This window comes from Desulfonatronospira sp. (assembly GCA_003563255.1).
Lineage (GTDB): Bacteria > Desulfobacterota > Desulfovibrionia > Desulfovibrionales > Desulfonatronovibrionaceae > Desulfonatronospira.
This window is the reverse complement of record PWSL01000350.1, coordinates 1-4,216: the sequence shown is the minus strand read 5'-3', so window position 1 is coordinate 4,216 and position 4,216 is coordinate 1. Positions and strand designations below refer to the sequence as shown.

Here is a 4,216-nt window from a genome sequence, read left to right as displayed (position 1 = left end):
GGACTGGCTCTTCCGGGACCCACTTGTCCCAAAAAATGAGATGTTTTAAGCACAAAATGATGCTCAAGTGGGTCCCGGAGTGCCTGTCCCCTGCTTTCCTTAAAAGCGCTAAACAGATACCATACGCGAAATTTTGTGAAACTGCATAACACTACAGCGAAACTTATTTATTGACCTCCGGGGACTGGCTCTTTTGCCGCCGAATTTTTGAAGCATTTGCAAATTACTTGAGAGTTCGAAGTTCCTGGTTGAAAGAAATAAAGTCAATAAATTTAGATAGATATCTGGTCTGGCCCGAAAGACATGTTGAGCTGCCAAAAAAGCTAATAAAAATAAATGGTTACAAAAAACTTTTGACTGTCCAGCAAATTAGCAACCGGCAAAAGTGCCTGTCCCCAATTTAGACAGGTTGAAAAGTTTTATAAGTTTCGCTGTAGTGATAATCATTACTTATCGGGGGACAGTGCTTAGGGCCTGGTGCCGGTAATCACCACCGAGGACCCTGTGAATGGTTACCCAGGACAAGTGCTGGAACAGCCGCCGGGGGTGCAAGGAGGCGTATGGAAAGCGAAGCCTTTAAGGCCAGGATTCTTCTGGAGGCCCTGCCGTATATCAGGGAGTTTTACGGGGAGACAGTGGTGGTCAAATATGGCGGTCATGCCATGACTGATGCTTCTCTTAAGAAAAGTTTCGCCCTGAACATCATTCTTCTGAAATATATCGGGCTGAATCCCGTTATAGTCCACGGAGGAGGTCCCCAGATAGGGCGGATGCTGCAGCAGCTCAGTATTGACTGCCAGTTCCGCGAGGGATTGAGGGTTACGGATCAGGCTACCATGGACGTGGTGGAAATGGTGCTGGTGGGAAAAGTCAACAAGGAAATAGTCAGCCTTATCAATCAAAACGGAGGGCGCTCCGTGGGTTTGTCAGGAAAGGACGGCCCCACTATCCTGGCCCGCAAGATGGAGATGGTCATTAACAGAAAGGACGCACCGCCTGAGATAATTGACCTGGGCAAGGTGGGAGAGGTGGTAAACATAAACACCGGTCTTATCCAGGCGGTTCAGGCCAGGGGTTTTATTTCAATAATCGCTCCGGTGGGAGTTGATGAAGACGGGGAAACATACAATATTAACGCCGATTCAGTAGCTGGAGCAATGGCCTCGGCCCTTAAAGCCAAAAAGCTGATACTCCTGACCGATGTAGCAGGAGTTCAGGACCTTTCAGGAGAAATAATCTCCAGTCTGACACGCAGGCAGGCGGCCCAGCTAATGGAATCCGGGGCGATTGCCGGAGGCATGATTCCCAAGCTCAAGTGCTGTATGGAATGTGTGGAAGAGGGGGTACAAAAGGCACATATAATCGACGGCCGGGTTGAAAATTCCATTATCCTTGAAATCTTTACCAGGGGCGGCATAGGCACAGAAGTCGTGCTGTAAAGGCTTTGCCTGCCACTGATAAGGTCCGGTCATTGGAGAACCAGGTATTGCTTCATGAGCTGTCGCTGCGGGTAGATGATTCCCGGTCTGGGGAAAGGCTGGATCGGCATATAATAAGAAATCTTCCGGAACCGGCACCTGCCAGGGCCAGAATACAGGCTTGGATACGGCAGGGTCGGGTTCTTCTGGATGGGGTGACATGTTTGAAGCCTTCCCAGAGACTGGCGGCCGGTCAAAGGGTCCAGATTAACTTGCCGGATCAGAGCAAAGACCTGGAGCCGGTACCCGGGAAGCTGGATATAGTGTACCTGGACCGGGATATAGTGGTTGTCAACAAACCTGCAGATCTAAGCGTGCATCCATCCAGCTCGGATACCAGGCCTACACTGGTTCATTATCTCCTGCATAAGTGTCCGGGTCTTACAATGCAGGCTGATAAACAAAGACCCGGCATAGTACACAGGCTGGACAAGGACACCACTGGGCTGATGGTGTCGGCTTTGAACCAGGAGGCGACTGAAGACCTTTCCAGGCAGTTTGCCAGGCGCACGGTAGACAAGAAATACCTGGCCCTTGTGTGGGGTTTAGTGCAGAAGGATCAGGGCAGGGTGGAATTACCCCTGGGAAGGGACCCTCAGAACAAAACCCGCATGGCGGTCTACAGGGAAGGACGTGCTGCAAGAACCTCCTTCCGGGTTCTGAAACGCGACCCTCAAGGATTGTACAGTTTTCTTGAGGTAAAGATTTTGACCGGACGCACTCATCAGATCCGGGTGCATCTTTCCCATTCGGGCCACCCCGTGGCAGGAGACAGGGTTTATGGCGGGACTGAATGGAGCAGGGCAGGCTTAAAAAAAAGGTTTCTGCCCAGGCTGGCAAAAAGACAGCTGCTTCATGCCTGGCGTCTTGGCTTTCGCCATCCGGTCAGTGGCCAGTGGCTGGAATTCAGTACTGCAATGCCCGGAGACTTTATACGCTCAATGCTATGGCTTGACAGAAAATGTCAAAAAGTGATCATAACCGGTTCAGCCGGTTGCGGCAAGAGTACTGTAATGGAATACTTCAGGCAAAGAAGGTATCCTGTTTTCAGTGCTGATGAAAGTGTTTCAGATTTATATCAGCCTGGCCGCGATGGATGGGTGATGCTGAAAAAGCGTTTTGGAAGCCGGTTTGTGCCTGATGATGACCAGCCGGTGGACAAGAAGATGCTCATGGCAGCAGTTATCCAGGAGCCCTTACTCATGGAAGAAATCATGCATCTGGTGCATCCCCTGGTGCAAAGCAGGCTGGAGGAATTCTGGGCGAAGCATAGTGATAGACGCCTGGCCCTGGCCGAGGTTCCCTTATGGTTTGAGTCCGGTATGGCTGAGCAAGACTGCCTGAATGTCGGGGTCTTTTGCCCGGATTTTCTGCGCAGACAAAGGATTTATGCAGACAGGGGATGGACCGGTGAAGTTTTTGAGCGTCTTGACAAGCTGCAGTTGCCCCAGCCTGAGAAGATGCGACGCTGCCAACTGCTTCTGGATAACAGTCAGGAAAAAGACAGGATCAGAGAGCGAGCTGCAGCCCTTGACAGGCTGCTGCAGGGACTCAGGAGAAAAAATGCGCGCATACTTCTGCAACATATAAAAGCAATGGCTTAAACGACTTGATACCCTTAAAAGACAGCATACCTAATGTTTACAGGCCCTACACAGTGATCGGCCTCATCGGGGTGAACGCCCTCATCTTCTTATACACCATCAGTCTAAGCCCGGAGCAGCTTAACAGAGTCTTTCATCTATACGGTCTAGTGCCGGCTAGATTCACCCAGCCTGAATGGGCTGCATGGATGGGCTATCCGGAAGTAGGTTTTTACACCCTGATCACCTACATGTTTCTGCATGGCGGATTCTGGCATTTCATAATAAACAGCTGGATGCTCTGGATTTTTGCTGTAAACATTGAATACGTTATGGGCTCTCTGAGATTTTTACTGTTCTATATTGTGTGTGGAGTGGCGGCCCTGGGAGCGCACATGATTTTCAATCTGAGTTCCCCTGTACCGGTAGTGGGTGCTTCCGGGGCCATAGCTGGAGTTATGGGGGCCTATTTTCTTCTTTATCCACATTCCTGGGTTGTTACTTTTATCCCCCCGATTTTTGTAATCCAGATTCCGGCAGTGATTTTTCTAGGCCTCTGGTTTATTATTCAGGTTGTATCCGCAATATGGGCTGATATTATCGCCTCCGGCTCAGGAGTGGCCTGGTGGGCACATGCCGGGGGGTTTCTTGCCGGTATTCTGCTGTTGTCTCTTTTCAAGGACAATAAAAGGTGTTATTATTGTTTTCAGGCACAAAGAAAAAAAGACGAATTTTACCTGTAATAAATTCCAGCAACATCAAGATTACTGCGATAGTGTATCACAAAACTCCGGGATCTGTAGTGGTAACCAATCAGAGGGTCCTCGATGGTGACTGCCGGCACCAGACTCACCATTGAGGACCCCTGAACGGTTAGTAACTTCTCAATAACTCCTGGCGATCTTACACTAAGAAAATACCTGGATTCCGGCTCCCGGTTCAAGCCCGGGACAAGCTTCGCCGGAATGACGAATGAAAACAGGTCGTTGCATTGTGATGTCATACCGGCGGAAGCCGGTATCCAGGAATGCTGTCCGGAATTATTGAGAAGTTACAACGGTTACAGTCAAACAATTGCAAATATTCGCAAACAAGGACCAATCAACGCATACACGAGGAGTTGTTATGCTCAAAATGGAAGATTTGTACGTAAAG

General features: G+C 49.6%; 3 protein-coding genes. All 3 read left to right on the top strand.

Annotated elements, in window-relative coordinates:
• The first annotated feature begins 560 nt into the window (after positions 1 to 560).
• From argB to QZP87_RS10195, 3 genes are read left to right on the top strand one after another with little or no spacing between them, the layout of a single operon-like run.
• Positions 561 to 1,439 (top strand): acetylglutamate kinase, encoded by an 879-nt coding sequence (argB, locus tag QZP87_RS10205; protein ID WP_291322818.1) that lies wholly within the window; start codon positions 561 to 563, stop codon positions 1,437 to 1,439.
• Between the two features lie 47 nt (positions 1,440 to 1,486).
• Positions 1,487 to 3,082, top strand: coding sequence for a dephospho-CoA kinase (gene coaE / locus QZP87_RS10200; protein ID WP_291322817.1), 1,596 nt, complete (start codon positions 1,487 to 1,489; stop codon positions 3,080 to 3,082).
• Positions 3,083 to 3,087: 5 nt separating this feature from the next.
• Positions 3,088 to 3,804: a rhomboid family intramembrane serine protease gene (locus QZP87_RS10195; RefSeq protein WP_291322816.1), complete on the top strand. Its 717-nt coding sequence runs from the start codon at positions 3,088 to 3,090 to the stop codon at positions 3,802 to 3,804.
• Positions 3,805 to 4,216 lie beyond the last annotated feature (412 nt).